The organism is Streptomyces sp. NPDC096193 (assembly GCF_040302905.1).
Classification (GTDB): domain Bacteria; phylum Actinomycetota; class Actinomycetes; order Streptomycetales; family Streptomycetaceae; genus Streptomyces.
Window position 1 is genome coordinate 20,243 of the sequence record NZ_JBEOSJ010000030.1, and the last position, 26,651, is coordinate 46,893.

Sequence of the window (26,651 nt, forward strand, 5' to 3'; positions counted from 1 at the left end):
CCGTGGCCGACGCGCTCCAGGCCTGACGGGTTCATGGCGTGCGTCTCGGCGTGTCCGGCAACTCCGCGGCCGTTACGGGTGGCACGAGCCGCATTCCGGGGCCTCGCGGGCCCTGGGCGGAAGTCGGAGGCTTCCCGGGCTGCCGCGGACGGACCGCTCCGCCTTTCCCGGGCGCCGCCCGCGCGCCGTCCGGCAGTTGAGGCGCTCCCCTGACCGCGGACCGCTCAGCCCACCCAGCAGCGCTTGACGGTGCCGCCCTCCACCTCGAAGTTGAGCCGGCCCACCAGGTACTCCATGGTGATGATCGATCCCGGCGGAAGCGCCCGGACCGTGGTCCAGCCGCGCTCACGGGCCTGCTGTTCGGCGTCCTCCGCCGAAAGGCCGACATACGCGTCGGCGTTGTCGTCGGGCTGGGCTGAAGGGCTCGGTATGGATGCCATGGCATCCACCGTAGGCGGCAGCGGACGGTGACGGAAGCGGAGTGCGCAACGCGCCGTAGCCACCTCACGTGCCCCACCGGTCACGCTTCTGTCACAGGATCACGACACGCGATCAGCTCGAACTCCATCACCCGAACGGGCAGTCCAGGAGGGCTTCCGCAGGAATGGAGAACAGCCATTCGGGCACGCTCAATTCCCGGGCCGATCAACCCGGGACAAACACCGAGAGCGAATTGACGGGCTGTGAAGAATTCACCGCTTCCTTACGCAATTCCCAGCGTGTACGCGTGACCTGTGGCCCCACTGCCGGATCGCGTACCCCCCGCCCGCCCGTGCATGCCCGAGGCCGGGACGCGCACTGCGCGGAGCGCCGGGCGCGCGAGCGTCGTGGCCCCGGCCCCACACCCGTGCGATGGCGCCCGAGCCGCGTACAGCGAGGGGCAGCGACGGGGTTACGGAGACCCAGACCGGGAGCCATGGCACGACCCGAACCGCGGTCACCGGCCTTTCCGAAGGCCAGTGACCTTCTGACCACCACGGCTTTCCGGTGTCGTTCCTCTCCGACGTCTCGAAGACCGCCGGGTGCGAGAAGACACCGACGCCGGACGTCTCGCAGGACGACGTCAGCCGGCCGGTCCCAGGGCCCGGGAGAGACGGTCCCGCAGCACCTTGATGTGCTCCGTCAGCTCCTCGGGCTCGACCACCTCGAAGTCGACGCCCAGGAGCATCACATGGATCACCATCACCTCCAGGCCGGCCGCGCCGGTGCGCAGCAGGCAGCTCGTCGCGTCCACCGCCTCCAGAACACCGTCGGACGGGCCGATGGTGCGGGCGGCCTCCTCCGCCGACGTGTGCAGCCGGACGACGGCCTGCGTCGCGTAGGCGCGGGTCGAGACGCCCCGGGAGACGTACGCGGCCAGATCGTCGGCGGGCGGGGTGCGCGGGGCGAAGCGGGGGCCGTGCGGTGGCGTGGGCGTGATGCGGTCCGCGCGGAACGTACGCCAGTCGCCGCGCTCCAGGTCCCAGGCCACGAGGTACCAGCGTCGCTCGGTGCACACCAGGCGATGCGGTTCCACGGCACGGCGGCTGACGGAGCCGCTGTGATCGCGGTACTCGAAGCGCAGTCGTTCGCTGTCCCGACAGGCGTTGGCCAGTTCCGTGAGGACGGAGGCGTCGACCCGGGACTCCGGTGCGCGCAGCATCGGGACGGTGAAGGCGTTGAGGGCGCCGACACGGCGGCGCAGCCGGTTGGGCAGCACCTGTTCCAGCTTCGCCAGCGCGCGCACCGAGGTCTCGCCGATGCCCTCGATGCCGTTGCCCGCGGCGGTACGCAGCCCGACGGCGACCGCGACCGCCTCCTCGTCGTCGAGCAGCAGCGGAGGCAGCTCGGCCCCCGCGCCGAGCTGATAGCCGCCACCGGTGCCGGGGCTGGCGTTGACGGGATAGCCGAGCTCCCGCAGCCGGTCGACATCGCGCCGGACGGTACGCGGCGTGACACCGAGCCGGTCGGCCAGGTCGGCGCCGGACCATTCGCGGTGGGCCTGGAGCAGGGACAGCAGGCGCAGGAGTCGTGCCGAGGTCTCCAACATGAGGGTGAGTCTGCCAGCGCATGCGGACAGCTTCTGTCCGCATGCGTGGTGGGTGCGTCAACCGCTGTGCGGGCAACGGCGGGAGGGTGCGGTGTTCGGCGCGAGCCCCCGGCTCACCCGGGGAGGGCCAGCATCATCCCGACCGTGAGGCGGTCGGGCGAGTTGCCGATGAGCGTCCTGTTGGCGGCGTACAGCGCCTGCCAGCCGCCCTTCACGCGAAAGCGCGTGGCGATGGCGGAGAGGGTGTCACCGGGCTGGACGGTGTGGGCACGGCCCTTGAGCCCGTACCGCTTCGAGCAGACGGGCCAGGCCTTCCACCCCTGGACGCGGAGCACCTCTTCGGCGACCTTGATCTGCTGGGCGCGGGTCGCGAGGTCGGCGCGCGGCGCGTAGGCGAGGCCTCCGAACGCCTTCCACGTCGGGTGCCAGAACTGGAGCCCGCCGTAGTAGCCGTTGCCGGTGTTGGTGTCCCACTTGCCGCCGCTCTCGCACTCGGCGACACAGTTCCACGGCCAGCCGGTCGCCGCGCAGGCGAAGGCAGGGGTGGTGGTCGCCGATGTCGGCGGGGCCGCGGGGGTCGCCGCTGCGGCGGGGGCGTCCGGGGTCGCCGCCTGGGCGCCGCCCTGGGGTACGAGAGCCAGCAGCAGGGTGGCAACAGTGGTCGAAAGTGACTGAATTGTCCGCATCGGGGTCACGCTAGGCAGTCGGCTCCCCCGACCACCGCCGCCGCGCGCGGAAGGCTTCCACCCCCACCCGGTCGGACCTCGGCCGGCCACCCGAATCGTTCCGCCGGACCCCCGCGCCCCCTCCCGTGCGCGTGCCGGACGGTTCGATTACGTCCCTCCTTTGCGTGACCCCGGCCCCGGATATCCCGTTGAACCCTTCATGAGCCGGGACCCGCCCGGCGTCCGTGATCAAGTCCGAGGAGCCACCCGTGCCGCGCATGCTCGACGTCAGCGAGGACGTACGCGCCGAGATCGGCGACGAAGAAGCCGACCGGCTGCTCGCCGGCGAGAACGCCCCGGGCAGCTACGACTGCACCTCCTGCCGCACCCCGGGCGACTCCGAGCAGGAGCGCACCAGCACGGTCCTGTTCGTGGGTGAGGAGACCGCCGTTCTCGCCTTCGCCCACGCCACCTGCATCCCCTCGCAGGTCGTCCAGGTCACCGAGGACCAGCTGCAGGGGGCCGTGCGGTCCATCACCGCCGAGGAACCCGCTCCGCAGACCACCCCGGGACAGGCCGTCCTGGGCATCACCAGCGGTCTGGTGCTCATCGACGGCGAGCTGCACCCCGCTCTGGTGGTCGAGCCGACCGCCCCGATCGCCCGTCCCGGCACCACCGGGAACGGCGGCGACGACTTCCTGCCGCTGCTCATCGAGCAGGGCTTCGTGCCGATCTCCGACGTGAACCACCGGCCCGGGCTGCTGGCCGGCTGGTCCGTGCTGATCGCCATGGGACAGCTGCACGCCGTGCTCCAGCCCGGCACCGGCGGCGGCAGCCCGGTCGCCTGGTGGCAGGCCCACCAGCCGCTCCAGGTGACCGACGGCTGGCGAGCGGCGGCCAACAAGTCGCACACGGTGCTGGTGTTCGCCGCGCCGGTCGGCTCGATCGGGCAGCAGCCGCGTGAGGACCTGCTGCGCGAGGCGCTGGAGAAGGCCGCGGCCGGCGGCCGCCTGGTGGCCGCCGCGATGCCGCTCGCGGGCACCTGATCGCGCCGGGCCGCCGACCGGGCACGCCGGACGCGTGACGGGCGGGGTCGTAGGTCGTTGCAGGTACGTGCACACATACGACCCCTCCCGCCAGCCGTACCAGAGCCAGATCCCCGCCATGCGCCCCCCGCGTGAGGCGTCCGGTTCGCCCACGCCCATCTACGACGCGCTGTACTCGGAGTACCGGAGGTCGTTCCGGACTCTGCCCGGTGACCGCAGCGGCGAGGAGGACCTCGGCTTCAAGGCGTTCGGCACTGGACTCGGCAGCAGCCGCGGTTCCGGCTTCGCGTCGGCCGCCCAGCCGGTCCACCCGGGCGCGGGCTGGCAGCCGTACCCCGTCAGCAGCGTGCACGGCGGCCATCACTACCCGGCGGCGCTGCCGCCGGCCCCGCGTCGGAGCATCTGACGCCCCAGCCGCAGAAAGGGCGCTGCCCCCGACCGGTGAACGGTCGGGGGCAGCGCCCTTTCGCTGTCGTGTCAGCGCGTCACTTCTTGCGGCCGCGCTTCTCCCGCACCCGCACCGAGATGTGGATCGGGGTGCCCTCGAAGCCGAACTCCTCGCGCAGCCTGCGCTCCACGAAGCGGCGGTAGCCGTGCTCCAGGAAGCCCGAGGCGAACAGGACGAACCGAGGCGGCTTGGTGCCCGCCTGGGTGCCGAAGAGGATGCGGGGCTGCTTGCCGCCGCGGATCGGGTGCGGGTGGGAGGCGACGATCTCACCGAGGAAGGCGTTCAGTCGTCCCGTCGGGACCCGGGTCTCCCAGCCGGCGAGCGCCGTCTCGATCGCCGGGACCAGCTTCTCCATGTGCCGGCCGGTGAGGGCCGAGACGTTGACCCGGGGCGCCCAGGCGATCTGGGCGAGCTCGGTCTCGATCTCGCGCTCCAGGTAGTAGCGGCGCTCCTCGTCGAGGGTGTCCCACTTGTTGAACGCGACGACCATGGCACGGCCGGCCTCGACCGCCATGGTGATGATCCGCTGGTCCTGGACGCTGATGGACTCGGACGAGTCGATCAGGACGACCGCGACCTCCGCCTTCTCGACAGCGGCGGCGGTCCGCAGGGAGGCGTAGTAGTCCGCGCCCTCCTGGAGGTGGACGCGGCGGCGGATGCCGGCCGTGTCGATGAACTTCCAGGTGATGCCGCCGAGCTCGATCAGCTCGTCGACCGGGTCGCGGGTGGTGCCCGCCAGCTCGTTGACGACCACCCGGTCCTCGTTGGCGACCTTGTTGAGCAGCGAGGACTTGCCGACGTTCGGGCGGCCGATCAGAGCGATGCGGCGGGGGCCGCCGACGGCGTTGCCGAAGGTCTGGGCCGGGGCCTCGGGCAGGGCCTCGAGGACGGCGTCGAGCATGTCGCCCGTACCGCGGCCGTGCAGCGAGGAGACCGGGTGCGGCTGGCCGAGGCCGAGCGACCACAGCGCGGTGGCGTCCGCCTCGCCGCTCTGTCCGTCGACCTTGTTGGCACACAGCACCACGGGCTTGCCCGCCCGGCGCAGCAGCTTGACGACGGCCTCGTCGGTGTCGGTGGCGCCCACGGTGGAGTCGACCACGAAGACGACCGCGTCGGCCGCCTCGATCGCGTACTCGGCCTGGGCGGCGACGGAGGCGTCGAGCCCCAGGACGTCCTGCTCCCAGCCGCCGGTGTCGACGACCTTGAAGCGGCGGCCCGCCCACTCGGCCTCGTAGGTGACGCGGTCGCGGGTGACTCCCGGCTTGTCCTGGACGACGGCCTCACGGCGGCCGATGATGCGGTTCACCAGGGTCGACTTGCCGACATTGGGGCGGCCGACGACGGCGAGGACGGGCAGCGGGCCGTGCCCGGCCTCCTCGATGGCACCTTCGACGTCCTCGACGTCGAAGCCCTCTTCCGCGGCGAGCTCCATGAACTCCGTGTACTCGGCATCGCCGAGCGCTCCGTGGTCGTGCTGGTCGTTCATGAAGTCCGTTCCTCGTTCATCGATGGATCGCGCGATCCACTACTCAAGTCTGGCCTAGCGCCCGGTGAGGCGCCTGGCGTTCTCCAGGTGGGCTGTGAGCCGCTCCTGGATCCGTACGGTGGCCTCGTCCAGCGCCTTGCGCGTACGGCGCCCACCGGCGTCGCCCGCTTCGAAGGCGTCCCCGAACACGACGTCCACCTTGCTGCGCAGCGGGGGCAGCTGTCGTATCAACCGTCCGCCGCGCTCACTGCTTCCCAGCACCGCGACCGGCACGATCGGAGCCCCCGAGCGTACGGCGAAGTAGGCGAGCCCCGCGCGCAGCGAGGCGAAGTCTCCTTCTCCGCGGCTGCCCTCGGGGAAGATGCCGAGGACACCCCCAGTCTCCAGCACGCCGAGCGCGTTGGATATCGCGGTGCGGTCGGCGGTCGACCGGTCCACCTTCAGCTGACCGATTCCCAGCAGGAACGGGTCGAGGGGACCGACGAACGCCTCCTTCTTGATCAGGAAGTGCACGGGCCGGGGCGCGGTGCCCATCAGCATCGGCCCGTCGATGTTGTGCGAGTGGTTCACGGCCAGGATGGCGGGCCCGGTCGCGGGAACCCGCCAGGCGCCCAGCACCCGCGGTCTCCACAGCCCGTACATCAGACCGATCCCGATACGGCGCCCGACGGCGGCGCCCCGCTCGGACGGTTGGGTCACCGGGCCGCCCGCTTCTCCTCGACCAGGGTGACGACACCTTCGATGACCTGCTCGAGGGTCAGCTCGCTGGTGTCCACCTCGACGGCGTCGTCGGCCTTGGCGAGCGGGGAGGTCTTGCGGCTGGAGTCGGCCGCGTCCCGCTTGATCAGGGCGTCCCGGGTGGCCGCCACGTCGGAGCCCTTGAGCTCACCGCTGCGGCGGGCCGCACGGACCTCCGGCGTCGCGGTCAGGAAGATCTTCAGATCGGCGTCCGGCAGGACGGTGGTACCGATGTCGCGGCCCTCGACGACGATGCCGCCCGTGGCGGACGCCGCGATGGAGCGCTGGAGCTCGGTGATCCTGGCCCGCACCTCGGGGACGGCGCTGACCGCGCTCACCCTGGCGCTGACCTCAGGGGTCCGGATGGGGGCCGCGGCGTCCACACCGTCGACGGTGATCGTCGGGTCGTCCGGGTCGGTACCGGAGACGATCGCGGGCTTGCCGGCCGCCATCGCGATCGCTGCGGGGTCGTCGACGTCGACACCGTTGGTGATCATCCACCAGGTGATCGCCCGGTACTGGGCACCGGTGTCCAGGTAGCTCAGCCCGAGCGCGGCGGCCACCGCCCTGGACGTGCTCGACTTGCCCGTGCCGGCGGGGCCGTCGATGGCGACGATCACGGATTCCACGGTGTCGGACACCTTTCCTGGTCTGCGGAGAGGGCCGGCGGAATGCCGAGGGGCCCCGAACAAGGTTACCGATTGCCGGACACCGCCTTGACACACGGATGGCGGAGCCCGGATCACCCGGTTCGGGGAACCCGCTACTGCCGGATCGACCAGCCGCGTTCGCGCAGGGAAGCCGCCAGTACGGGGGCCGCCGCCGGGACGACCATCAGCTGCACCAGGCCGGCCTGCTGGCCGGTCGCGTGCTCGATCCGGACGTCCTCGATGTTCACACCGGCCCGGCCGGCGTCCGCGAAGATCCGCGCCAGCTCGCCCGGCTGGTCGCTGATCAGTACGGCGACGATCTCGTACGAGGCCGGTGCGGCGCCGTGCTTGCCCGGGACGCGGGCGCGGCCCGCGTTGCCCCGCAGCAGGACGTCCTCGATGCCGTCGACGCCGCCCTGCCGCTTGGACGCGTCGGCGGACTGCAGGGCGCGCAGGGCCTGGACCGTCTCGTCCAGGTCGGCGGCCACTCCGGCGAGCACATCGGCGACGGGCCCCGGGTTCGCGGACAGGATCTCCACCCACATGCGGGGGTCGGACGCGGCGATGCGCGTGACATCGCGGATGCCCTGGCCGCACAGGCGTACCGCCGTCTCGTCGGCCTCCTCCAGGCGGGCGGCGACCATCGACGAGATCAGCTGGGGGGTGTGTGAGACGAGCGCGACGGCGCGGTCGTGGGCGTCGGCGTCCATCACCACGGGGACGGCACGGCACAGTGCGACCAGTTCGAGGGCGAGGTTGAGGACCTCGGTGTCGGTGTCGCGGGTGGGGGTGAGGACCCAGGGCCGCCCCTCGAAGAGGTCGGCGGTGGCGGCGAGCGGACCCGAGCGCTCCTTGCCCGCCATCGGGTGGGAGCCGATGTACGAGCCGAGATCGAGGCCGAGTGCCTCCAGCTCGCGCCGCGGTCCGCCCTTGACGCTGGCCACGTCGAGGTAGCCGCGGGCGGTCCCGGCACGCATGGCCTCCGCGAGCGCGGCGGCGACATGGGCGGGCGGTACGGCGACGACGGCGAGGTCGACCGGTCCCTCGGGCGGCTCGTCCGTACCGGCGCCCAGCGCGGCGGCCGTACGGGAACGCTCCGGGTCGTGGTCGACGAGATGGACGGCGATCCCGCGGCCGACCAGCGCGAGCGCCGCCGAGGTGCCGATCAGTCCGGTTCCGATGATGACGGCCGTTCTCACTGGGCGATGTCCTTGCGCAGGGCGGCGGCGGTGCCGAGGTAGACATGGGCGATCTCGGACCGGTCGAGATGCGACTCGACATGGGCCAGTATCCGTACGACGCGGGGCATCGCGCCGACGACGTCCAGCTCCTGCGCGCAGATCAGCGGTACGTCCACGATGCCGAGGTTGCGTGCCGCGGCGGCCGGGAAGTCGCTGTGCAGATCGGGGGTGGCGGTGAACCAGACGCTGATCAGATCGTCCGCGACCAGCCCGTTGCGCTCCAGCACGGCGGTGAGCAGCTGACTGACCTGCTCGTCCATGTGTCCGGCGTCGTCCCGTTCCAGCTGGACCGCCCCGCGGACCGCTCGTACCGCCACCTCGTGCTCCTAACCTGTGCGAGTGCTCCGTTCAGCGTAGTCACGCGGTCGGACGCGGGAGCGCCACGACCGCCCTCCGAGACGGGACGCCGGCAGGGCACGCGTCGAGGTGTCTGCGGCGGAGGCGCCCGAAGCCGCGAGCCTCGAAGCAGCCGTGCTCCGTCGGTCAGAGCTGCTGCTGCCGGATGAGGTCCTCGATCGACTGGCCCGCGGGCGGCACCGTTCCGTCGGGGGTGAGCTTGTCCACCGCCTGCGGCAGTGCCTCGGCGATGGTGTCGGCGGCCTGCTGCGGTGTCACGCCCGCCTCCTGGGCGACCTGCTGCAGAGTTGCGCCCGGGACCGCCTTGGCGATCTGCGCGCCGCTGACGGGCTGGTTGTCGCCCGTACCGACCCACGACTGGGCGTGGTCGGCCAGACCGGACTTGGCCAGCATGTCGATCAGCCCGCCGAGCGGGCTGCCGCCGGCCGCGCCGTTGCTGTTGCCGAGCGCGCTGATCAGTGCGCCCAGCATGTTTCCGCCGTCGCCGGATCCGGCACCCTGCCGGCCACCGTCGAGAAGGTTGCCCAGAAGACCGCCGAGGTCGTTACCCGCCATGGTGGTGCCCTTCGAGGAGGTTCGATGAGGCCCGTCCATGGCACCCCGGATCACGGGCGGTCGCCACTCGGGCCCCTCCCCGCGACGGACCGGGTGCCGCCGCTCTGCGCTACAACTGGCGCATGCTCTTTCACGTCGTACCCGTGGACGAATGGACGACGGACGTCGACCGTCCGTACGCCCCTGCCTCACTGGTCTCCGAGGGCTTTGTGCACTGCTCGCCCGACGGCCCGGCGGCGCTCGCCATCGCCGACGGCCTCTACCGCGACGTGCCCGATCTGCTGGTGCTCCAGATCGACGAGGCGGCGCTCGGCGCCGAGGTCCGCTGGGAAGGCTCGGAGGACATGCTGTTCCCCCATGTTTACGGGCCGATCGAACGTTTCGCGGTCACGGCGGTACTCGTGGTGCGCCGCGACGCGGACGGCCACGCACGGGAGCTCGCCCCCTGGGCGTGACCCGCGGTGGCGTCCTGCCGGTGCGCGTTGGGCTGTCCGGCGGACGGCGCACGCGCGAAGAAGCCCGCACCGGCCGGTCGCTTCTTCTCGGCGGCATTCAGCGCCAAGATGCTCGTGCTGCGAGCGGAGAGCCTGCCTGGCGGGTGCTGTCGGTCGTCGGCGAGGTCGCCTTCACGGCGCTCACGGAGATCTGGGTGATCGGGATGACGTCGCCGCTGCGGTTCTTCCGCACGGCCGGGGTCACGACGTAGGGAGACGGGCCATGGACGCACGGCGGCGTACGGTGCTGACGGCAGGCACGGCAGGTGCTCTGGCGCTGATGACGGGGTGCGGCGGGAACGGCGACGAGGGCGCGGCCGCGTCCGAGCAGCCGACCTCTCCCGGCGCGACGACCGCGACCGAAGAATCGCCCGCGGGCTCGGCGCCGGCCGGTCAGGAGCTGGCGCGGACCACCGACATCCCGGTGGGCGGTGGGAAGGTGTTCGCGGACCAGAAGGTCGTGGTCACCCAGCCGACGTCGGGTCAGTTCAAGGCCTTCTCCGCCATCTGCACCCACCAGGGCTGCACCGTGGACAAGGTCGCCGACGGCACCATCGACTGCCCCTGCCACGGCAGCAGGTTCCGCGTCGCGGACGCGTCGGTGGCGAAGGGACCGGCCACGAAGCCCCTGCCGCCCAAGCAGATCACCGTCTCCGGGGAGTCGATTCTGCTCACGTAGCCTGACCGTATGACCCCGCATGAGCTGGTGCGCGACCACACGATCTACTCATGTGTCATGGGTTCGCGCGCCTTTGGGCTGGCGACGGAGGACAGCGACACCGATGTGCGGGGTGTGTTCGTCGCACCCACCCCGCTCCACTGGCGGTTCGAGAAGCCCCCGACGCACGTCGAGGGCCCGGCCGCCGAACAGTTCTCCTGGGAGCTGGAGCGCTTCTGCGATCTGGCGCTGCGCGCCAACCCCAACATCCTGGAGTGCCTGCACTCTCCGCACGTCGAGTACCTCGATGCCACCGGCCGTGAACTGCTCGCCCTGCGCGAGGCGTTCCTGTCCCGCGACGTCCACCGGACGTTCGTGCGCTACGTCGAGGGCCAGCACAAGAAACTGGAGTCGGACGTCCGCCGGTACGGCGCTCCGCGCTGGAAGCACGCGATGCATCTGCTGCGGCTGCTGGCGTCCTGCCGGGACCTGCTGCGCACCGGGGAACTCGTCCTCGACGTGGGCGAGGACCGGGAGCGTCTGCTGGCCGTGAAGCGCGGCGAGTTCAGCTGGCCCGAGATCGCGTCGTGGGTGGCCCGCACCACCGACGAGGCCGATGAGGCGGCGCTGCGCACACCGCTGCCGCCTGAGCCGGACCGGGCCCGCGTCGAGGAATTTCTCGTACGGGTGAGGCGGGCCTCAGCCCTCCAGCCGGACTCGGACCACGAGCGCGCCGAGGGCGGCGTGGGCGAAGGCCTCGTCGGGAAGCCGTGAGGCCTGCTGCGACTCGTCGAGGACGAGGTGCAGCGCCTCGACGTCCGCCCGGGCCCGGTCCTTGTCGACACCGGAGGCGAGGCCGTGCTCGGCGTCCGCCTTGGCCGCGATCAGGTCGGGCAGGTACGTGGGAGCCGCCACCTCGTCGAGCAGCGTGGGCAGATGCGCCTGCACCCCGCCGCCGCGCATCAGATGAACACCGGTCAGCAGGGCGCGGAAGGTGTAGAGCAGCGGTTTGAGTTCGCCGGTCTTCTCGAAGAGCCGCCACTGCGTGGACGCGAAACCCCGGTAGTGGTGGGCGTGGTGGACGGTGAGCACACCGGGGGCGAGTGCCACCAGCTCCTCGTGGGCCTCGCCGGTGTGGACGACCAGCGGGGACAGCAACTGCTCCAGCACATAGCCGTTGCGGCGCAGCATGAGCCGGACGAACTTCCGCAGGTCGTGCGTGACCAGGTCCATCTCGGTCCCGTCCCGGTCCCACATGAGGGACCTGGTCTCCTCGGGCTCGTGCAGCCCGACCAGCTCCGCCACCGGGAGCAGGTGGACGCCCCGCAAATCCACGTCCGAGTCCTTGGACGGGAATCCGTACAGATGCGCCCCCGAGACAGTGGCGAAGAGCAGAGGATCGGGCTGTTCGGCGACGACGGGGCCGAGGTCCATGTCGAGGGGGGCAGTCATGGATCAAGAGTCCCAGAGCGCTCCGAGGGACATCAGGTCGCTGCGGTACTCGATCCGTTCCGACCACTCCTTGGGCCACGCCCCCGCGCCCAGGTGCGCCCCGGCGAAGGCACCGGCGAGGCAGGCGATGGAGTCCGAGTCGCCCCGGGTGCAGGCGGCCCGGCGCAGCGCGGTGGCCGGCTCGTCGGGGAACAGCAGGAAGCACAGCAGCCCGGTCGTCAGGGCTTCTTCGGCGATCCAGCCGTCACCGGTGGCCAGGCACGGATCGGTCTCCGGGTTGGTGGCGCGCAGGGCGGTGGCGAGCCGTTCGAGCGCCTGGAGGCACTCGTCCCAGCCGCGGGCGATGAAGGCCTCGGGCGCCGGGTCGTGCGAGTAGGTCCAGAGGTTGCCGAGCCAGCGCTCGTGGTAACGGCCGCGGCTCTCGTAGGCGTACGAGCGGAGCTGGCCCACCAGGCCCATCGGCTCGCCGCCCTGCGCCAGCAGGTACACCGCCCGGGCGGTGAGGTCGGAGGCCGCGAGCGCGGTGGGGTGGCCGTGGGTGAGCGCCGCCTGCAACTGGGCCGCACCCGCCCGCTGTTCGTCGCTCAGTCCCGGTACGAGACCGACCGGCGCGACCCTCATGTTGGCGCCGCAGCCCTTGGAGCCGATCTGGCTCGCCTCCTGCCAGGGCCGGTCGCTGTCGAGCTTCTCGCAGGCGACGAGGCAGGTGCGGCCGGGGGCGCGGTTGTTGTCCGGTGAGTGGTACCAGTCGACGAACTCCGTGCGCACCGGGCCGGCCATCCGGGACGCGTCCAGCAGTCCGTGGTCCATGGCGGTGCGTATGCCCCGGCCGAGGGCCAGGGTCATCTGGGTGTCGTCCGTGACGATCGCGGGCCTGGGCAGCCGCATCTCCCGCCACGGCCCGGCCTTGGCGAGAATCTGCGGTACATCGTCGAACTCGGTGGGGAAGCCGAGCGCGTCCCCGATCGCCAGTCCGATCAGCGAGCCGGTCGCGGCCTGCTTGGTGACGGTCCTCGTGGTCCTCAACGTGGTCATGACTGCCGTCCTTCCGGTCGCAGGAGTGGAGGGTGCAGGGCCGATGCGGCGCCGGCCCGGTAGAGCGCGGCCGGTTTCCCCCGGCCGCCGGTGCGGCGCGGCGCGCCCTCGACGGCTTCGACGAAGCCGGGTGTGGTGAGGACTTTCCGCCGGAAGTTGGGCCGGTCCAGCTCGACGCCCCAGACCGTCTCGTACACCTGCTGGAGCTCGCCGAGGGTGAACTCGGGCGGGCAGAAACTGGTGGCCAGGCAGGTGTACTCGAGCTTGGCGCCGATGCGCTCGTACGCGTCGGCGAGGATCCGGTCGTGGTCGAAGGCGAGCGGGGAGGCGGACGCGAGCGGCATCCACTGCGCGTGGGCCGCGTCGCCGCCGCCGCGTGGTTCCGGCAGGTCGGGCAGCAGGGCGGTGTAGGCGACGGACACGACACGCATCCGCGGGTCGCGGTCCGGGTCGCTGTAGGTGCGCAGCTGCTCCAGGTGGAGGTGCTCGACGGTCCGCTGCGACAGTCCGGTCTCCTCGGCCAGTTCGCGGCGCGCGGCGATCTCGGCGGACTCCCGGGGCCGCACGAAGCCGCCGGGCAGGGCCCAGGCGCCCTTGTACGGGTCCTCACCGCGCCGTACGAGCAGGACGTGCAGCCGCTGCTCGCGGACCGTGCAGACGGCGAGGTCGACGGTGACGGCGAAGGGAGGGAAGGCTCCCGGGTCGTAGTCCTGCATCAGCGGCGCTCCGGGAGGGGGTCGGCGAGGTCCCAGCCCTCGTCGAGCAGGGCGTCGACGGCGGCGACGGCGGTGGCGAGCCGCTGCTCGTGCGGGCCGCGCAGACGGACGGTACGCCGGCCGGTGCGCCGCAGTTCGTCGGCGAAGCGGCCGGTCATCCACGGTCGCAGATGTTCTCCGTCGCGCAGTCCGTCGTCCTCGAAGTCCACACCTTCGTGGTCGGTGAGCAGCCACAGATGCTGTCTGCCGCGTGCGGCGATCCGCGCCACCTCGTCGTGGCTGCCCCCGAGGTAGCGCTCGTGCCACACCGTGGTGGCGAACGCATCGGTGTCGCAGAACAGCACCGGCGAACCGGCGCGGGCGGCTGCCTCCTCCCGCTCCGTCTGCCGCCGGGCGATGACCGGGAACTCGTCCGACGAGAAGCAGACCTCGCTCCAGTCGGCCCCCGGTCGCCCGGCGCGCAGCCGCGCCAGCTTCAGTGCGCTGAACTCCCGCCCGTACTCCGGCACGTACTGGGTGCGCGACCAGACGCCGCCGCGCCGCCGGTAGTGATCCGTGAGCGAACGGGCCATCGTCGTGGTGCCCGTCGACTCGGCGCCGAGCACGACGACGCGCCTGGCGAGCGCGGCGCGGACCGGGGCCCGCAGCAGGTCCCAGGAGCCGACGGGGTCCTTGCGCACGGCCGTGCCGGAGACCGGGAAGAGTGTGCGGTCGGGGTCGACGCACACCGCCTCGGCGCCGAACCGGCGGCCCAGTTCCTCGCCATAGGTCTCGGAGGTGAAGACCGCGTCCACCGGCTCGGGCACGGCGGCGCGGAAGACCTCCATGTGCGCCTCCCACACGTCCGGGTCGTTCAGATCCACCGGGATGTCGTCGACGGCGCCGACGACCCGTACGTCCGGGTGGACTTCGCGCATCCATGCCACGCGCTCCGCGAGCGGGATCGACTCGACCGCGGAGGCGCAGACCAGGACGGTGAACCGTTCGCACCGGTCGGCCGCGGTCGTCACGAGGTGGTGGTGGCCGGCGTGCGGCGGATAGAACTTCCCGAGGACGAGGCCGTGTCCGTACCGGCTCATGCCTTCACCCCGGCCGGCTCGCGGGGCACGGGCGCGAGATCACGCGACCAGCTGCGCAGTCCCAGCACGCAGAGCGTCATGAACCCGATGTAGAGCAGCGAGGTCAGATACAGCTCCTTGTACGCGTACAGCGGGATGTAGACGACGTCGGCCGCGATCCACAGCCACCACGACTCGACCCGCTTGCGGCACTGCCCGTACGTCGCCATCAGCGACAGGGCGGTGGTCAGCGCGTCCCAGAAGGGGACGGTCGAGTCGGTGGCGCGGGCGAGCAGGAGTGTCAGCCCGGCGGTCCCCACCACCCCCGCCGCGCACAGCCACGACCATTCCATGCGGCTCGTGCGCCGCACCGGAAGGCCGTCGCGGCCTGGTCCACCCCCGTGGGTCCAGGTCCACCAGCCGTACACGGCGAGGGTGATGAAGACGATCTGCAGGCCGGCGTCGGCGTAGAGCCCGGCCTGGACGAAGAGAAGGATGAAGAAGAGGTTGTTGGCGATGCCGATCGGCCAGTTGGCGAGATGCTGGCGGGCGACGAGCCAGACGCAGAGCGCGCCGCTGCCGAAGCCGAGGACCTCGGTCCAGCTCACCGGGGTGTCCAGAACGGTGAACAGCGGTTGCTGCAACGCTTCGACGATGTCCGCGAGACTCACGCCCGCCTCCTTAATAGTCACCCTGACTATAAAGGCAGACGGGGCGGTCCCACAAGGCGCGGCCCCGGGAACGACGAAAGCCCGCGGCATCAACTGCCGCGGGCTCTGCGTGCGGTGCGCTCCGGAACCGAGGGCTCCAGCGCAACGGGGCCTTCTACAGGCCGACTTCCTTCATCAGCATGCCGACCTCGGTGTTCGTCAGGCGGCGCAGCCAGCCCGACTTCTGGTCGCCGAGACCGATCGGCCCGAACGACGTCCGCACCAACCTCTCGACCGGGAAGCCGGCCTCCGACAGCATCCGGCGGACGATGTGCTTGCGGCCCTCGTGGAGGGTGACCTCGACCAGATAGTTCTTGCCGGTGTTCTCCACCACGCGGAAGTGGTCGGCGCGGGCGTAGCCGTCCTCCAGCGGGATGCCGTCCTTGAGCCGCTTGCCGAGGTCGCGCGGGAGGGGGCCCTGGATCGCGGCCAGGTAGGTCTTCTTCACCCCGTACTTGGGGTGGGTGAGACGGTGGGCCAGCTCACCGTGGTTGGTGAGCAGGATGATGCCCTCGGTCTCGGTGTCGAGCCGCCCGACATGGAACAGCCGCGTCTCGCGGTTGGTCACGTAGTCGCCCAGGCACTGACGGCCGTCGGGGTCCTCCATCGTGGAGACGACGCCCGCGGGCTTGTTCAGCGCGAAGAAGAGGTGCGACTGGGTCGCCACGGTCAGCCCGTCGACCTTGATCTCGTCCTTCTCCGGGTCGACCCGGACACCCTGCTCGACGACGACCTGGCCGTTGACCTCGACCCGGCCGGAGTCGATCAGCTCCTCGCAGGAACGGCGCGAACCCATACCGGCCCTGGCCAGCACCTTCTGCAGCCGCTCGCCCTCCTGCTCGGCGCCGGGGAAGGTCTTGGGCGTCTTCACCTCGGGCTTGTTGGCGTAACGCTCGCGGTTGCGCTCCTCGGTCCGGGCGTCGTACTCACGCGAACGCGAGGGTGCGGTCCGCCCGCCGCCTCGCTGGGGAGACTGCTTCGGGCCGCCCTTGGCGCCGCCGCGGGCTCCCTCTCCCCGCCCCTTCTTCGGCGCCTCGGAGGAACCACCGACGTCGTAGCGGCGCTCCTCGGGCCGGGGCTTGCCCGAGCGCTTCTGCTGGTCGTCGCGGTTGTTGCCGGCACCCCGGTAGTTGCCGCGCCCGCTGCTGTTGTTGCCGCTGCTTCGCATCAAAGTTCCGTCGTCTTGTCGTCTTCGTCGGTGTCCGGAGCATCCGGATCGAACGACGGCACCCCTTCCAGCGTCTCGGCCTCGATCGCCTCGGCCTCGGGGAGGAAGGGCGCGAGCTCCGGGAGCTCGTCCAGGCCGCGCAGGCCCATCCGCTCCAGAAAGTAGTTCGTCGTCCTGTACAGGATCGCACCTGTTTCGGGTTCCGCGCCCGCCTCCTCGACCAGACCGCGCTGAAGGAGGGTGCGCATGACGCCGTCGCAGTTCACTCCGCGCACCGCGGAGACCCGCGAACGGCTGACCGGCTGACGGTACGCGACGACCGCGAGGGTCTCCAGCGCCGCCTGGGTGAGGCGGGCGTGCTGCCCGTCCAGGACGAAGCGTTCCACTGCGTCGGCGTGCTCCGCGCGCGAGTAGAAGCGCCAGCCGCCCGCCACGAGCCGCAGCTCGAAGCCGCGGCCCTGGACGGTGTACTCGTCGGCCAGCTCCCGCAGAGCGTCCGCCACCGCCCTGCGCGGCTGCTCCAGGACCTTGGCGAGGTGCTCCTCGGTGGCGGGCTCGTCCACCACCATCAGAACGGCCTCGAGGGCGGGCTTGAGATCGCTCACGCCTTCTCCTCAGGAATCTCGGGTGCTCGGTCGAACTCGTCGGTGACCGTCGCCTCCGCGTCCCCGCCGGTCCAGGTGACCAGGAGCTCCCCGAGGGCGTCCTCCTGGTCGAGGACGACGGCCTTGTCCCGGTAGAGCTCGAGGAGGGCCAGGAAGCGGGCGACGACGGTGAGGGTGTCCGCGGCGTCGTCCGCGAGCTCCCGGAAGCTGATCCGCCCGCGCTCCTTGAGCAGGGCGACGACGATCTCACCCTGCTCGCGGACGCTGACCAGCGGGGCGTGGATGTGGTCGACGTAGACCTGCGGCCGGGGCTTGGGCTGCATGGCCTTCACCGCCAGCCTGGCGAAGCCCTCGGGGCCGATGCTGATGACCACGTCGGGCAGCAGCTCGGCGTGATGCGCCTCCAGCCCCACGGTCCGCGGGTAGCGACGGGCCTCGGCGTCCAGCCGGGCGCTGAAGATCTCGGCGATCTGCTTGTACGCGCGGTACTGGAGCAGCCGGGCGAAGAGCAGGTCCCTCGCTTCGAGCAGCGCGAGATCCGCCTCGTCCTCGACCTCGGCGGAGGGCAGCAGGCGGGCGGCCTTGAGATCGAGCAGGGTCGCGGCGACCACGAGGAACTCGGTGGTCTGGTCGAGGTCCCAGTCGTTGCCCATGGCGCGGATGTACGTCATGAACTCGTCGGTGACCTTGGACAGGGCGACCTCGGTCACATCGAGCTTGTGCTTGGCGATCAGCTGGAGCAGCAGGTCGAAGGGGCCCTCGAAGTTCGCGAGCCGGACCTTGAAGCGGCCGTCATCTGGCTCGGGCTCCTCGGGCCGGCCCGGCTTCTGAGCGTCGGGCGAGGGCTCGGCGGGTGCCAGGACCGCGGACGCTGCCCCGGACGGAGCGGCCGTCTCGTCGAGGACGTTCCCGGCGCCGCCGGGCGCGCTGTGCGGGGGCGGGAGCATTTCCGTGGCTTCCGTGGCCGCAGGCCCGGGCCTGTGCGCCGGGGGCGCGAGGGTGCCGTCCAAGGCGACGGGCAGGGCGACGGGCAGGCCATCGGACTCGGGCGCCTCGGCCGGCACGCTCTCGGGGGCGTCGGCCGCTTCCCTGACAGGCTCGGGCGCCGGCACGTCGGTGCCGGGCTCCGGAGCCGCTTCGATCTCCACCTCCGGATCGCCGGGCAACGGACCGGCAGGCCCCCAGGAGGCCGCCCCCGCATCCCCCGGCGGACGCGTCGACCCCGGGCCCCGGCCGAGAGCGCGGCGGGACGAACGGGTGGGGTCAACGGGCGGTGGCATCGTGGTCCAGGGGCGGAAGGAGCAGGCAGGGGCAGCGCGAGGCTACCGTCAGCGGCCGCGCAGCCGGCGTACGAGGATGCTCGCGTCGCCCCGCTGCTCGAGATCCGCCAGCACCACCGCGACCGCCTCGCGGACGATCCGCCCGCGGTCGACGGCCAGCCCGTGCTCGCCGCGCAGCACCAGCCGCGCGTGCTCGAGGTCCATCAGTTCCTCGGCCGAGACATAGACCGTGATCTTCTCGTCGTGCCGTTCGCGTCCGCTCGGCCGGCGGTTCGCTCCGCGGCCTCCCCGGGAGCGGCGGGCCGGCGCACCCGCCGCGGCCTCCTGGGGGCGGCGCTTGGCCTCGGCGTCGTCGGTGCTCCGGGCGCGTCCTTCGTCACCCGCGTCGGACCCGGCGGCGGAGTGCTCCTCCGACGACGACGGTGCGGCCGACGCCGGAGAGGCGGACGCGTCCGCCGTCTCCACCGGATCGCTCTCCCCCGCCGGTGCGGGCACCCGCGGTTCGCCGTTCGCCTGCCTGCGCGGGGAGGACGAGTTCAGCGCCATGCCCCCGGTCGTACGGAACAGCTCGTCGGCCCCGGGCAGACTCACTCGGCGTGACACCGGGCGAGCACCTCCCTGGCGAGCTGGCGGTAGGCGGCCGCACCGACCGAGTTGGAGGCGTACGTGGTGATCGGCTCACCGGCGACCGTGGTCTCCGGGAAGCGCACGGTGCGCCCGATGACCGTGTGGTAGACGTGGTCGTCGAACGCCTCGACCACGCGCGCCAGCACCTCACGGCTGTGCACCGTGCGGGAGTCGTACATCGTGGCGAGGATGCCGTCGAGCTCCAGGTCGGGGTTGAGCCGCTCCTGGACCTTCTCGATCGTCTCGGTCAGCAGCGCCACACCGCGCAGCGCGAAGAACTCGCACTCGAGCGGCACGATGACCTTGTGCGCGGCGGTCAGCGCGTTGACGGTGAGCAGACCGAGCGAGGGCTGACAGTCGATCACGATGTAGTCGTAGTCGGCCATCAGGGGCTTCAACGCCCGCTGGAGCGTCGACTCGCGCGCGACCTCGCTGACCAACTGCACTTCCGCGGCCGAGAGATCGATGTTGCTCGGCAGCAGGTCCATGTTGGGAACCGCGGTCTTCAGCAGCACCTCGTCCGCCGCCATGCCCCGCTCCATGAGCAGGTTGTAGACGGTGAGGTCCAGCTCCATCGGGTTGACGCCGAGGCCGACCGACAGGGCACCCTGCGGGTCGAAGTCGACGAGCAGAACGCGCCGTCCGTACTCCGCGAGCGCGGCACCCAGGTTGATGGTCGACGTGGTCTTGCCGACGCCGCCCTTCTGGTTGCACATCGCGATGATCTTCGCGGGACCGTGATCGGTCAGCGGGCCCGGGATCGGGAAGTACGGCAGTGGCCGCCCGGTGGGGCCGATCCGCTCGCGGCGCTGACGCGCGGCGTCAGGGGCGAGGGTGGCCGCGTACTCGGGATCGGGCTCGTACTCGGCGTCGGGGTCGTAGAAGTGCCCTTCAGGGACTTCCTCGTAGGCGGCGAAGTGGGTGGACTCTCGGCCACTCTCGTTGCCGGCCATGGCGTTCACGTGTTGGCCGTCCATCGTCTTCATCGTGTGGGCTGTCGTCATGTGCGTGGAGTCCTGGTGTGTCACGGAGGTGCGGACAGCGACGGAGCCGACAGCTTCGAGCCCGGAAGACGGGCCCTGGCCCGGCACTGGTGGCACCCCAACGCCCGCGGGGCGTAGGGGATGCGTTCCTGCTTGACCACCCCCGGGAGTAAATGTCGACTCATTCACAAGTCGTCTTACCTCCTTGGACGTGACCAGGAAACTTATCGATAGGTCAGCGTGGCACCATGCCGACGGTTGGCGACTCTATGGCGTGTCACCGCTCCGCAGCAACACAATCAACCGGACCCGGCCCGATGTGTCGGCAACGGAACACCCTTCTGTCAAGGGTGCTCAGGCCTTCCGACGCAACCCGGCGCTCTGGTTTCGAGGGTGTGCGAAACGGTTAAAGGGTTACGTTCGACGCGAGTTGAGCGAGTGCCACAAAGGCCTCGGACACGCATCCGGCCGGACCTCGCTCTGCAAGATCCGGCCGGGGGCGTGATGTTGACGACGCGCGTTGACTCTCAGCCGAGAAGCGCGCTCAGCTCGACGCTCTGGAGACCGTGCGCCTCGGCGACCGGACCGTAAACGACCTGGCCATCATGGGTGTTGAGGCCCAGCGCGAGCGCGGGGTCCCGGCGCAGCGCCTCGGCCCAGCCGCGGTTCGCGAGCTCCACGATGTAGGGCAGCGTGGCGTTGGTGAGGGCGTACGTCGAGGTGTTCGGGACGGCGCCCGGCATGTTCGCGACGCAGTAGAAGACCGAGTTGTGCACCTGGAAGGTCGGCTCGGCGTGCGTGGTCGGGTGCGAGTCCTCGAAGCAGCCGCCCTGGTCGATCGCAATGTCGACAAGGACACTCCCGGGCTTCATCTTGGCGACGAGCTCGTTGGTGACCAGCTTCGGCGCCTTGGCGCCGGGGATGAGAACGGCACCGATGACGAGGTCGGCCTCGACGACCGCCTTCTCCAGCTCGAAGGCGTTGGAGACGATCGTCTGCACCTTGGTGCCGAAGATCTTGTCGGCCTCACGGAGCTTGTTGATGTCCCTGTCGAGCAGGGTGACGTGGAAGCCCATGCCGACCGCGATCTGGGTGGCGCTCCAGCCGGAGACGCCACCGCCGATGACGACGGCCTTGCCGGCGGCGACGCCCGGGACACCGCCGGGCAGCACACCGCGGCCGCCGACCTGGCGCATCAGGTGGTAGGCGCCGACCTGGGGAGCGATCCGGCCCGCGACCTCGGACATCGGGGCGAGCAGCGGCAGGGAGCGGTTCGCGGTCTCGACCGTCTCGTACGCGATGGCGGTGGTGCCGGACTCCAGCAGCGCGTCCGTGCAGTCGCGGGACGCGGCGAGGTGCAGGTACGTGAAGAGCGTCTGGTCCTTGCGCAGGCGGTGGTACTCCTCCGCGATGGGCTCCTTGACCTTCAGCAGCAGGTCGGCGGTGGCCCAGACCTCGTCGGCGGTGGGCAGGATCTGCGCACCGGCGGCGACGAACTCGACGTCCGTGATCGAGGAGCCGGCACCGGCGTTCTGCTCGATGACGACCTGGTGGCCGTGGCGCACCAGCTCATTGACGCCGGCGGGGGTGATGGCCACCCGGAACTCGTTGTTCTTGACCTCGCGGGGGATGCCGACCTTCACGTCGATCACGGTCCTTGGCTCAGGGGATACAGGGCTACTTCCATACTTACCCGGACACACAGGGGCATCCAGAGACACCACGAAAACGACCGCGGCGGAGCCAGTCTAATGAAGGACTTCTCCCTGTCTAGCCTTACAAAGCATTAATCTTGAGCCGAAGCACTACGGATTTCGTAGGTGGAACCCTCCTCGCTGAGCAACATGTCGGCAGTGGAGCGGTGCACACGGGCCGCCGCCGGGTCGCCCAGCCGGTCGAGGGTGTCGGCCAGCCTGAGCTGCAGGGCGGCCTGGAGCCGGTCGTCGCCGGCCCGGCGGGCCCACTCCACCGCCTGCCGACAGGTGTGCAGCGACTCCTCCGGCCGGCCCGCGTACTCCTGGACGCGGGCGGCCTCGCTCAGCGAACGCGCCTGCGAGGCGAGGTCGCCCACCTTGCGGTAGCCCGCGACCGAGGCGCGCCAGTTGCGCAGCGCCTCGCCGTAGAGGCCGGCGTAGGAGTGCACCGCGCCGAGGCGGCCGTACAGCCGCGCCTCGTCCGCGCGCTCCCCGCGGCCCTGGCACTGGGCGAGCGCCCGGCCGAACCAGTCGGCGGCCCGGTGCCAGTCCCCCAGTTCCTGGTAGGCACCCCCGACGGATTCCATCGCGCGGCCGGTCGCGTACATGTCGTTCGCGGCTCGTCCGGCGTCCAGAGCGGCCCGGTACCGGGCCAGCGCGTCCGCGGTACGTCCGGTCTGCGCGTCCAGATCGCCCAGATTCAGCAGGGCGGCGGCCCGTTCCCGGTGCAGCCCGCGCCGCTCGGCGACACCGAGCACCAGCTGGTGCAGGCCGTAGAGCTCGGGGGCGGCGGCCTCGGTGCCGCGGTGTGCCGCCAGCGCCCGGACGAGGGCGGCGACCAGTCTGCGCGCCAGCGTGTCCAGCCCGCCGTCCTCCACCGCGAGCCGCGCGGAGGCCATGAGCACGGGCTGCCGGGACCGCAGCCACTTCCCGGCGGCCGAGGTGTCCGCGAACCGCATCGCGCGCGGCAGCCCGGCCAGCATCTTGCGCGCGGGCGAGCCCTCGGGCTCGGTGACGGCACGGCACGCCTGAAGCTGCCGGACGGTGCGCTCCAGCATCCGTGCCCGCGCCAGCTGCACCTCGGCGGGCTTGTCCTGCGACTCCAACAGGGCCCGCAGCATCGGAGCGAGCGAGCCGGGCACCCGGTAGCGGCCGCCTTCCCGGCGCAGCAGGCCCAGCAGCACGAACTCGTCCAGCATCCGCTGCGCGTCCTCCACCGCACACCCGCTCAGCGCGGACGCGGTGTGCGCGTCGGCGACCCCGGCGGGGGCGAGGGCCAGCAGCCGCAGCATCCGGGCGTTCGTCGGATTCAGCGATCCGTACGCCAGCCGGAAGACCCGGGAGAGCGGCCGGGCGCCCTGCGGCTGTTCGTCGTCGTCGGGCACGGCCCGCAGCTGCCTGGTCGCGTCGGCGACCGACGCCTTGGGCCGGGCGGCGAGCCAGCCTCCAACCAGCAGGAGCCCCGCGGGCAGGCCCCCGCATTCCTCCGCCACGGTCTCGGCGGCCTGCGGATCCACGGTGATCCGCACCGATCCGGTGAAGGAGCCGAGCAGCTCGATGGCGGCCTTGGCGTCCATCCCGCCGAGCGTGCAGGGCCGCACATCGGGAATGCCGGTCAGCGGGCCCGCGGCGACGGCTACCGCCAGGCAGTCGGGGTTGTCGGGCAGCAGCGGGTCGACCTGCTCGGCGTCGGCGGCGTCGTCGAGCAGCAGCACGACGCGGCGGCCCGCGAGCGCGTCGCGGACCATGCCGGACAGTTCGTCCTCGTCGGCTCCGGGCGGCGAGGGGACCCCGAGCGTGTCGAGCAGGTCGCGGGCCGTCTCCTCGGTGGGGACCCGTCGCCCGCCCGGTTCGGTCAGCCGGGCGCGGAGCACCCCGTCGGGATAGGCGGCGGTCAGCCGGCCGATGAGCTCCTCGGCGAGGGCGGTCCGTCCCGAGCCGGGCCGTCCGGCGATCAGCAGAACCCGTGCGCGGGGAGCTTTGCGACCGGCGATGGTGTCCAGTCCGGCACGTTCGATGTCGGCCCTGAGGGCCTTCAACTCCCTTTGCCTGCCGAAGAATTGGCCCCTGACCGCGTCAGCCCGTCCGCTCGAGTCCACCGCCTGATCCGTCACGGGCCACGCTCCCGTCCAGTCCGCGCACAAGCCGAGCCCGCAGGGGCTCCGCACGGGCGCTCCGAGCCTAGTTCACTCTCTGCGACGAACCGGGTGGAGCATGCCCGACCGGTCGCCCGATCGGATCAATCGGACAGTCGGACAGTCGGACTGACTGACGATCAGGCGTCGAAGGGGCGGGCCGGCCACGGAGCCTCGGCCGGACGCAGCGCGTCGAGGCCGTCGCCGTCGCGCGCGGCGACCAGCGAAAGGACGCCCACGACGAGGCAGTTGTTGTGCAGGTCGCCGGCGAGCACATCGCGGACGAGTTCCCGCACGGGCACCCGGGCCAGCTCCATGTCGGCCTCTTCGGCCTCCACCTCGAAGCGGTCGCCCTCCGCGGCCGACAGGTCACGGGCCAGGAAGATGCGGACGGCCTCGTCGCAGCCACCGGGCGTGGTGTAGACGTCGACGAGGACCCGCCAGTCCTCGGCCTTGACGTGCGCCTCTTCGTACAGCTCGCGCTGGGCGGCGTGCAGCGGGTTCTCACCTGGCACGTCCAGCAGACCGGCCGGGATCTCCCAGAGCCGCTGGCGCACGGGGTGCCGGTACTGCCGCAGGACGAGCACGCGGTCGTCGGGGTCGAGTGCGAGGACCGCGACGGAGCCCGGATGCACCTGGTAGTCGCGGCGCGCCACCGTGCCGTCGGGCATGACCACGTCGTCCGCGCGGACACTGGTCTTCTTGCCCTCGAAGGGGGTGGCGGTCGCGACGACCTGCCACTCCTCGGGGGTGTCCTTGATCGCCATGTCGCCGTCCTCCCGCTGTACTCGCGCCGGGCCGGGCCGCGAGCGGCCACGTGCCCCGATGGAACCGGGGTAGGGATCCCGTGCGGAATGCGTACCCCGGTCCACCGTATCGCCTGCGACTACGCGCCCGACGCGCGCTCCACCGCGGCCTTCACCAGCCCCGCGAACAGCGGGTGCGGGCGGGTCGGACGCGAGCGGAGCTCCGGGTGCGCCTGGGTGGCCACCAGGTAGGGGTGCACTTCACGGGGGTACTCGACGTACTCCACGAGCTTGTTGTCGGGGGACGTGCCCGAGAAGAGGATGCCGGCCTTCTTCTCCAGCTCCGCGCGGTAGGCGTTGTTCACCTCGTAGCGGTGGCGGTGGCGCTCCTCGACGTAGGGCTCGTCGCCGTAGACCTCGCGCACGATCGAGCCCTCGGCGAGCTTGGCCGGGTACAGACCGAGACGCATCGTGCCGCCGAGGTCGCCCGCCCCCTCCACGTACGCCAGCTGCTCCTCCATGGTGGAGATCACCGGGTGGGCGGTGGCGGCGTCGAACTCGGTGGAGTTGGCCTCGGGGATCTCCGCGAGGTGGCGCGCGGCCTCGATCACGATGCACTGGAGACCGAGGCAGATGCCGAGCAGCGGGATCTTCTTCTCGCGGGAGTAGGTGATCGCGCCGACCTTGCCGGTCACACCGCGGTCGCCGAAGCCTCCGGGGATCAGGATGCCGTCGACGTCGCCGAGCTGCCGCGCGGCGCCTGCCGGGGTCTTGCAGTCGTCGGAGGCGACCCACTTGACCTTGACGCGTGCCTTGTTGGCGAAACCGCCGGCGCGCAGCGCCTCGGTCACCGAGAGATAGGCGTCGGGCAGGTCGATGTACTTGCCGACGAGCGCGATGGTGACCTCGTGGTCGGGGTTGTGCACCCGGTCCAGCAGGTCGTCCCACGTGGTCCAGTCGACGTCGCGGAACGGCAGGTCCAGCTTGCGTACGACGTAGGCGTCCAGACCCTCGGTGTGCAGCACCTTGGGGATGTCGTAGATCGACTTGGCGTCGATCGCGGCCACCACGGCGGCCTCGTCGACGTCGCACATCAGCGAGATCTTGCGCTTGATGGCGGTCGGCACCTCGCGGTCGGCGCGGAGCACGATCGCATCCGGCTGAATACCGATGCTCCGCAGAGCGGCGACGGAGTGCTGGGTCGGCTTGGTCTTCAGCTCGCCGGACGGGCCGATGTAGGGGAGCAGCGAGATGTGCACGACGAAGACGTTGTCCCGGCCGACCTCGTGGCGGACCTGGCGGACGGTCTCCAGGAACGGCAGCGACTCGATGTCGCCGACCGTGCCGCCGACCTCGGTGATGACGACGTCGACGTCGTCGGTCGCCATCCGGCGGATGCGGTGCTTGATCTCGTTGGTGATGTGCGGGATGACCTGCACGGTGTCGCCCAGGTACTCGCCGCGCCGCTCCCTGGCGATGACCTGCGAGTACACCTGGCCGGTGGTGACGTTGGCCGAGCCGTCGAGGTCGACGTCGAGGAAGCGCTCGTAGTGGCCGATGTCGAGGTCGGTTTCGGCGCCGTCGTTGGTGACGAACACCTCACCGTGCTGGAACGGGTTCATCGTGCCGGGGTCGACGTTGAGGTACGGGTCGAGCTTCTGCATCGTGACCCGCAGGCCCCGCGCCTTGAGCAGCGCACCCAGGCTGGAGGCCGTCAGGCCCTTGCCGAGGGAGGAGGCGACACCCCCGGTGACGAAGATGTGCTTGGTCGTCATGGATTTGGGCGGCATCGCCAAGAGGGGGCTCCCGTGGTCGCGAGGTGAGATGCGTGTCCGGCATCCCTTCCAGGTGGTCAGGGGTGCCGTCCGCTGCGGTTTCGGGGCCTTCGTTCTGCACAGGACGGCCACCGGTCCACGGGGTACCAGGGTATCAGCGACCAGGGGAGGCTGCTTCCGGCCACGCGCCGCCACACGCGTACCCCGCTCATCAGCGACTCACCCTTGGCTCACCCGTTCGGCGGAGCCGCGTTGCCGAGACCGTCGCGCAGATCATCGAGGTGCGTCGTATCCTGCTCG

The 26,651-nt window shown here is 71.3% G+C and carries 29 protein-coding genes; 6 read left to right on the plus strand and 23 right to left on the minus strand.

The genetic code is table 11. The features are described 5' to 3' along the window. Positions 1 to 224: 224 nt before the first annotated feature. The 3 genes from ABTX78_RS31245 to ABTX78_RS31255 form a co-directional block, all read right to left on the minus strand. Complete coding sequence (locus ABTX78_RS31245; protein WP_352210150.1) at positions 225 to 440, minus strand: I78 family peptidase inhibitor; 216 nt, start codon at positions 438 to 440, stop codon at positions 225 to 227. Positions 441 to 1,063: 623 nt separating this feature from the next. Next, positions 1,064 to 2,029 (minus strand): helix-turn-helix transcriptional regulator, encoded by a 966-nt coding sequence (locus tag ABTX78_RS31250; RefSeq protein WP_352210151.1) that lies wholly within the window; start codon positions 2,027 to 2,029, stop codon positions 1,064 to 1,066. 113 nt (positions 2,030 to 2,142) lie between these two features. After that, on the minus strand, positions 2,143 to 2,715 hold the full coding sequence (locus tag ABTX78_RS31255; protein WP_352210152.1) for a transglycosylase family protein: 573 nt from the start codon (positions 2,713 to 2,715) through the stop codon (positions 2,143 to 2,145). Between the two features lie 248 nt (positions 2,716 to 2,963). On the opposite strand from ABTX78_RS31255, the gene ABTX78_RS31260 reads away from it, so the two are divergent. Continuing rightward, positions 2,964 to 3,740, plus strand: a complete 777-nt coding sequence (locus ABTX78_RS31260; RefSeq protein WP_313947200.1) for a DUF8842 C-terminal domain-containing protein — start codon at positions 2,964 to 2,966, stop codon at positions 3,738 to 3,740. A gap of 67 nt (positions 3,741 to 3,807) precedes the next feature. Next, positions 3,808 to 4,146, plus strand: coding sequence for a hypothetical protein (locus tag ABTX78_RS31265; protein ID WP_352210153.1), 339 nt, complete (start codon positions 3,808 to 3,810; stop codon positions 4,144 to 4,146). 79 nt (positions 4,147 to 4,225) lie between these two features. Here ABTX78_RS31265 and der read toward each other — a convergent pair whose 3' ends face one another. The 6 genes from der to ABTX78_RS31295 all read right to left on the minus strand — a co-directional run bounded on the left by der (position 4,226) and on the right by ABTX78_RS31295 (position 9,215). Beyond that, complete coding sequence (der, locus tag ABTX78_RS31270) at positions 4,226 to 5,674, minus strand: ribosome biogenesis GTPase Der (RefSeq protein ID WP_352210154.1); 1,449 nt, start codon at positions 5,672 to 5,674, stop codon at positions 4,226 to 4,228. A gap of 54 nt (positions 5,675 to 5,728) precedes the next feature. Further along, positions 5,729 to 6,373 (minus strand): lysophospholipid acyltransferase family protein, encoded by a 645-nt coding sequence (locus tag ABTX78_RS31275; RefSeq protein WP_352210155.1) that lies wholly within the window; start codon positions 6,371 to 6,373, stop codon positions 5,729 to 5,731. Then, on the minus strand, positions 6,370 to 7,053 hold the full coding sequence (gene cmk, locus ABTX78_RS31280; RefSeq protein ID WP_352210156.1) for a (d)CMP kinase: 684 nt from the start codon (positions 7,051 to 7,053) through the stop codon (positions 6,370 to 6,372). The genes ABTX78_RS31275 and cmk overlap by 4 nt, the downstream gene beginning before the upstream one ends. 122 nt (positions 7,054 to 7,175) lie before the next feature. Further along, positions 7,176 to 8,261, minus strand: coding sequence for a prephenate dehydrogenase (locus ABTX78_RS31285; RefSeq protein ID WP_352210157.1), 1,086 nt, complete (start codon positions 8,259 to 8,261; stop codon positions 7,176 to 7,178). Further along, a complete protein-coding gene (gene aroH, locus ABTX78_RS31290) occupies positions 8,258 to 8,620 on the minus strand; it encodes a chorismate mutase (RefSeq protein ID WP_313947194.1) in 363 nt (120 codons plus the stop codon). Before aroH ends, ABTX78_RS31285 begins: the two co-directional genes overlap by 4 nt. A 166-nt stretch (positions 8,621 to 8,786) precedes the next feature. Beyond that, on the minus strand, positions 8,787 to 9,215 hold the full coding sequence (locus ABTX78_RS31295) for a YidB family protein (protein WP_352210158.1): 429 nt from the start codon (positions 9,213 to 9,215) through the stop codon (positions 8,787 to 8,789). 122 nt (positions 9,216 to 9,337) lie between these two features. Here ABTX78_RS31295 and ABTX78_RS31300 point away from each other — a divergent pair, with 122 nt between their 5' ends. From ABTX78_RS31300 to ABTX78_RS31315, 4 genes are read left to right on the plus strand one after another with little or no spacing between them, the layout of a single operon-like run. Then, positions 9,338 to 9,670 carry a DUF952 domain-containing protein gene (locus tag ABTX78_RS31300; RefSeq protein ID WP_352210159.1) on the plus strand — a complete coding sequence of 111 codons (333 nt, stop codon included), beginning with the start codon at positions 9,338 to 9,340 and terminating at the stop codon, positions 9,668 to 9,670. Between the two features lie 20 nt (positions 9,671 to 9,690). Beyond that, complete coding sequence (locus ABTX78_RS31305) at positions 9,691 to 9,921, plus strand: hypothetical protein (protein WP_502994016.1); 231 nt, start codon at positions 9,691 to 9,693, stop codon at positions 9,919 to 9,921. 11 nt (positions 9,922 to 9,932) lie between these two features. Beyond that, entirely contained in the window at positions 9,933 to 10,388 is a 456-nt protein-coding gene (locus tag ABTX78_RS31310) for a Rieske (2Fe-2S) protein (RefSeq protein ID WP_352210160.1), read from the plus strand. 9 nt (positions 10,389 to 10,397) lie between these two features. Continuing rightward, positions 10,398 to 11,141 (plus strand): nucleotidyltransferase domain-containing protein, encoded by a 744-nt coding sequence (locus ABTX78_RS31315; RefSeq protein ID WP_352210161.1) that lies wholly within the window; start codon positions 10,398 to 10,400, stop codon positions 11,139 to 11,141. Here the strand turns inward: ABTX78_RS31315 and ABTX78_RS31320 are convergent. From ABTX78_RS31320 to pyrG, 14 genes are all read right to left on the minus strand, one after another. Continuing rightward, positions 11,067 to 11,819 (minus strand): nucleotidyltransferase domain-containing protein, encoded by a 753-nt coding sequence (locus tag ABTX78_RS31320; protein WP_352210162.1) that lies wholly within the window; start codon positions 11,817 to 11,819, stop codon positions 11,067 to 11,069. The genes ABTX78_RS31315 and ABTX78_RS31320 overlap by 75 nt on opposite strands. 3 nt (positions 11,820 to 11,822) lie before the next feature. Continuing rightward, the gene (locus tag ABTX78_RS31325) at positions 11,823 to 12,854 is read right to left on the minus strand and encodes an ADP-ribosylglycohydrolase family protein (RefSeq protein ID WP_352210163.1); all 1,032 of its coding nucleotides are present in this window, start codon (positions 12,852 to 12,854) and stop codon (positions 11,823 to 11,825) included. Then, positions 12,851 to 13,570, minus strand: coding sequence for an NUDIX hydrolase (locus tag ABTX78_RS31330; RefSeq protein ID WP_352210164.1), 720 nt, complete (start codon positions 13,568 to 13,570; stop codon positions 12,851 to 12,853). Before ABTX78_RS31330 ends, ABTX78_RS31325 begins: the two co-directional genes overlap by 4 nt. Further along, positions 13,570 to 14,649, minus strand: a complete 1,080-nt coding sequence (locus tag ABTX78_RS31335; RefSeq protein WP_352210165.1) for an AAA family ATPase — start codon at positions 14,647 to 14,649, stop codon at positions 13,570 to 13,572. Before ABTX78_RS31335 ends, ABTX78_RS31330 begins: the two co-directional genes overlap by 1 nt. Continuing rightward, entirely contained in the window at positions 14,646 to 15,299 is a 654-nt protein-coding gene (gene pnuC, locus ABTX78_RS31340) for a nicotinamide riboside transporter PnuC (RefSeq protein ID WP_352210166.1), read from the minus strand. The genes ABTX78_RS31335 and pnuC overlap by 4 nt, the downstream gene beginning before the upstream one ends. 154 nt (positions 15,300 to 15,453) lie before the next feature. Further along, positions 15,454 to 16,506 carry a pseudouridine synthase gene (locus ABTX78_RS31345; protein WP_340472334.1) on the minus strand — a complete coding sequence of 351 codons (1,053 nt, stop codon included), beginning with the start codon at positions 16,504 to 16,506 and terminating at the stop codon, positions 15,454 to 15,456. Then, positions 16,506 to 17,075 carry an SMC-Scp complex subunit ScpB gene (scpB, locus tag ABTX78_RS31350; protein ID WP_327686925.1) on the minus strand — a complete coding sequence of 190 codons (570 nt, stop codon included), beginning with the start codon at positions 17,073 to 17,075 and terminating at the stop codon, positions 16,506 to 16,508. Before scpB ends, ABTX78_RS31345 begins: the two co-directional genes overlap by 1 nt. 32 nt (positions 17,076 to 17,107) lie before the next feature. Next, the gene (locus ABTX78_RS31355; RefSeq protein ID WP_502994019.1) at positions 17,108 to 18,391 is read right to left on the minus strand and encodes a segregation and condensation protein A; all 1,284 of its coding nucleotides are present in this window, start codon (positions 18,389 to 18,391) and stop codon (positions 17,108 to 17,110) included. A 48-nt stretch (positions 18,392 to 18,439) separates the two neighbouring features. Further along, positions 18,440 to 18,982, minus strand: coding sequence for a hypothetical protein (locus tag ABTX78_RS31360; RefSeq protein WP_352210188.1), 543 nt, complete (start codon positions 18,980 to 18,982; stop codon positions 18,440 to 18,442). Beyond that, complete coding sequence (locus ABTX78_RS31365) at positions 18,979 to 20,109, minus strand: ParA family protein (RefSeq protein ID WP_352210168.1); 1,131 nt, start codon at positions 20,107 to 20,109, stop codon at positions 18,979 to 18,981. Before ABTX78_RS31365 ends, ABTX78_RS31360 begins: the two co-directional genes overlap by 4 nt. A 419-nt stretch (positions 20,110 to 20,528) precedes the next feature. Then, positions 20,529 to 21,644: an alanine dehydrogenase gene (gene ald, locus ABTX78_RS31370; RefSeq protein WP_352210189.1), complete on the minus strand. Its 1,116-nt coding sequence runs from the start codon at positions 21,642 to 21,644 to the stop codon at positions 20,529 to 20,531. Positions 21,645 to 21,787: 143 nt separating this feature from the next. Next, positions 21,788 to 23,809, minus strand: a complete 2,022-nt coding sequence (locus ABTX78_RS31375; RefSeq protein ID WP_352210169.1) for a tetratricopeptide repeat protein — start codon at positions 23,807 to 23,809, stop codon at positions 21,788 to 21,790. Between the two features lie 161 nt (positions 23,810 to 23,970). Next, positions 23,971 to 24,597, minus strand: a complete 627-nt coding sequence (locus ABTX78_RS31380; protein ID WP_352210170.1) for an NUDIX domain-containing protein — start codon at positions 24,595 to 24,597, stop codon at positions 23,971 to 23,973. 119 nt (positions 24,598 to 24,716) lie between these two features. Further along, positions 24,717 to 26,366: a CTP synthase gene (gene pyrG, locus ABTX78_RS31385; protein WP_352210171.1), complete on the minus strand. Its 1,650-nt coding sequence runs from the start codon at positions 26,364 to 26,366 to the stop codon at positions 24,717 to 24,719. Positions 26,367 to 26,651 lie beyond the last annotated feature (285 nt).

Bases quoted from the DNA above. Each gene is read 5' to 3' on its own strand.
- ABTX78_RS31245 (WP_352210150.1), bottom strand. From the start codon at position 440: ATGGCATCCATACCGAGCCCTTCAGCCCAGCCCGACGACAACGCCGAC.
- ABTX78_RS31250 (WP_352210151.1), bottom strand. From the start codon at position 2,029: ATGTTGGAGACCTCGGCACGACTCCTGCGCCTGCTGTCCCTGCTCCAG.
- ABTX78_RS31255 (WP_352210152.1), bottom strand. From the start codon at position 2,715: ATGCGGACAATTCAGTCACTTTCGACCACTGTTGCCACCCTGCTGCTG.
- der (WP_352210154.1), bottom strand. From the start codon at position 5,674: ATGAACGACCAGCACGACCACGGAGCGCTCGGCGATGCCGAGTACACG.
- ABTX78_RS31295 (WP_352210158.1), bottom strand. From the start codon at position 9,215: ATGGCGGGTAACGACCTCGGCGGTCTTCTGGGCAACCTTCTCGACGGT.
- ABTX78_RS31300 (WP_352210159.1), top strand. From the start codon at position 9,338: ATGCTCTTTCACGTCGTACCCGTGGACGAATGGACGACGGACGTCGAC.
- ABTX78_RS31310 (WP_352210160.1), top strand. From the start codon at position 9,933: ATGGACGCACGGCGGCGTACGGTGCTGACGGCAGGCACGGCAGGTGCT.
- ABTX78_RS31315 (WP_352210161.1), top strand. From the start codon at position 10,398: ATGACCCCGCATGAGCTGGTGCGCGACCACACGATCTACTCATGTGTC.
- ABTX78_RS31320 (WP_352210162.1), bottom strand. From the start codon at position 11,819: ATGACTGCCCCCCTCGACATGGACCTCGGCCCCGTCGTCGCCGAACAG.
- ABTX78_RS31325 (WP_352210163.1), bottom strand. From the start codon at position 12,854: ATGACCACGTTGAGGACCACGAGGACCGTCACCAAGCAGGCCGCGACC.
- ABTX78_RS31330 (WP_352210164.1), bottom strand. From the start codon at position 13,570: ATGCAGGACTACGACCCGGGAGCCTTCCCTCCCTTCGCCGTCACCGTC.
- ABTX78_RS31335 (WP_352210165.1), bottom strand. From the start codon at position 14,649: ATGAGCCGGTACGGACACGGCCTCGTCCTCGGGAAGTTCTATCCGCCG.
- ABTX78_RS31345 (WP_340472334.1), bottom strand. From the start codon at position 16,506: ATGCGAAGCAGCGGCAACAACAGCAGCGGGCGCGGCAACTACCGGGGT.
- scpB (WP_327686925.1), bottom strand. From the start codon at position 17,075: ATGGTGGTGGACGAGCCCGCCACCGAGGAGCACCTCGCCAAGGTCCTG.
- ABTX78_RS31355 (WP_502994019.1), bottom strand. From the start codon at position 18,391: ATGCCACCGCCCGTTGACCCCACCCGTTCGTCCCGCCGCGCTCTCGGC.
- ABTX78_RS31380 (WP_352210170.1), bottom strand. From the start codon at position 24,597: ATGGCGATCAAGGACACCCCCGAGGAGTGGCAGGTCGTCGCGACCGCC.
- pyrG (WP_352210171.1), bottom strand. From the start codon at position 26,366: ATGCCGCCCAAATCCATGACGACCAAGCACATCTTCGTCACCGGGGGT.